The organism is Thermogutta sp. (genome assembly GCF_039793925.1).
In the GTDB taxonomy this organism is placed as follows: domain Bacteria; phylum Planctomycetota; class Planctomycetia; order Pirellulales; family Thermoguttaceae; genus Thermogutta.
In genome coordinates this window covers 478-1730 of the sequence record NZ_JBAMME010000027.1, presented here as the reverse complement: position 1 = coordinate 1730, position 1253 = coordinate 478, and the positions used below count along the sequence as shown (strand labels likewise).

2 protein-coding genes and 1 pseudogene are annotated in these 1253 nt (G+C 59.5%); all 3 read right to left on the bottom strand.

Going from position 1 to position 1253, the window contains the following annotated elements:
• On the bottom strand, positions 1 to 276 hold a 276-nt coding region (gene secE, locus ABJK56_RS01160), incomplete at its 3' end, for a preprotein translocase subunit SecE (RefSeq protein WP_347242833.1).
• A complete protein-coding gene (gene rpmG / locus ABJK56_RS01155; RefSeq protein WP_347242832.1) occupies positions 273 to 422 on the bottom strand; it encodes a 50S ribosomal protein L33 in 150 nt (49 codons plus the stop codon). The genes rpmG and secE, both read right to left, overlap by 4 nt.
• 43 nt (positions 423 to 465) lie before the next feature.
• Positions 466 to 1253: pseudogene (locus tag ABJK56_RS01150) on the bottom strand (elongation factor Tu); the annotation flags it as partial.

Genomic DNA, 1253 nt, shown 5'->3' with positions numbered 1-1253 from the left:
GGATCCGATCGTCTCCTTGCGGGACGGCCAGACCACTTTGCGCAGTTCATAGACCACTTCCCGCAGGTAGGTCTGGAAACGCGTCCAGAGGCCGGGCTCCGCCGGCCCGGCTTTGCGCGGCGCCTTCTTTTTCGCCACCGCCGCCTCCTTGCCGTCTCCGGACCCGTCCTTCGTCTTCTTCCTTACCGGGACCTTTTCCTTCGTCTCCAAGGCACGCCCACCTTCGTCCACGCCGCGATCCGCCATGTGCGCCTTCATCGTCTTTGCTGCGTTCACTTGGTTTCCTTATGAACCGTATGAGCGTTGCAGAACTTGCAGTACTTGCGGAAGCTCAGACGATCCGGGGGTGTCTTTTTGTTTTTCGTGGTCGTGTAATTGCGCCGTTTACATTCCTGGCACGCAAGAGTGACCAATACTCGCATCGTCTTTCACCTTTTCTTCCAAAAGCCCCTCGAGGGCCCGGGCTTACTCGATGATATCGGTGACCACGCCGGCGCCCACGGTGCGCCCGCCTTCCCGGATGGCGAAGCGAAGCTCTTTTTCCAACGCCACCGGCGCAATCAAATGCACTTCCATGTTCACGTTGTCCCCGGGCATCACCATCTCCACCCCCTCGGGCAACGTCACCACCCCCGTCACATCCGTCGTGCGAAAATAAAACTGAGGCCGATACCCAGGGAAAAACGGCGTGTGCCGCCCCCCTTCCTCCTTCTTCAACACATACACCTCGGCCTTGAACTTCGTGTGCGGCGTGATGCTCCCAGGCTTCGCCACCACCTGCCCCCGCTCCACCTCGTCGCGCTTGATCCCCCGGAGCAACACCCCAATGTTGTCCCCAGCCTCCCCGCGATCCAAGGTCTTGCGAAACATCTCCACACCCGTACACACCGTCTTCACCGTCGGGCGAAAACCCACTATCTCCACTTCATCGCCCACCGAAATCACCCCGCGCTCCACACGCCCCGTCACCACCGTGCCGCGACCGCTGATGGAAAACACATCCTCGATGGGCATCAAAAACGGCTTGTCAATGTCCCGAACCGGATCCGGAATGTAACTGTCCACCGCATCCATCAACTCAAAAATGCACGCCGCCTCCGGAGCCGACGGATCATCGCACTCCAATGCCTTCAACGCCGACCCCTTGACGATCGGCACCTCGTCCCCAGGAAACCCATACTTGCTCAACAACTCCCGAAGCTCCAACTCCACCAACTCAATGAGCTCCGGAGCATCCACCATGTCCACCTTGT

Coding starts and splice junctions, on each gene's coding strand:
- rpmG (WP_347242832.1), bottom strand. CDS start 422: ATGCGAGTATTGGTCACTCTTGCGTGCCAGGAATGTAAACGGCGCAAT.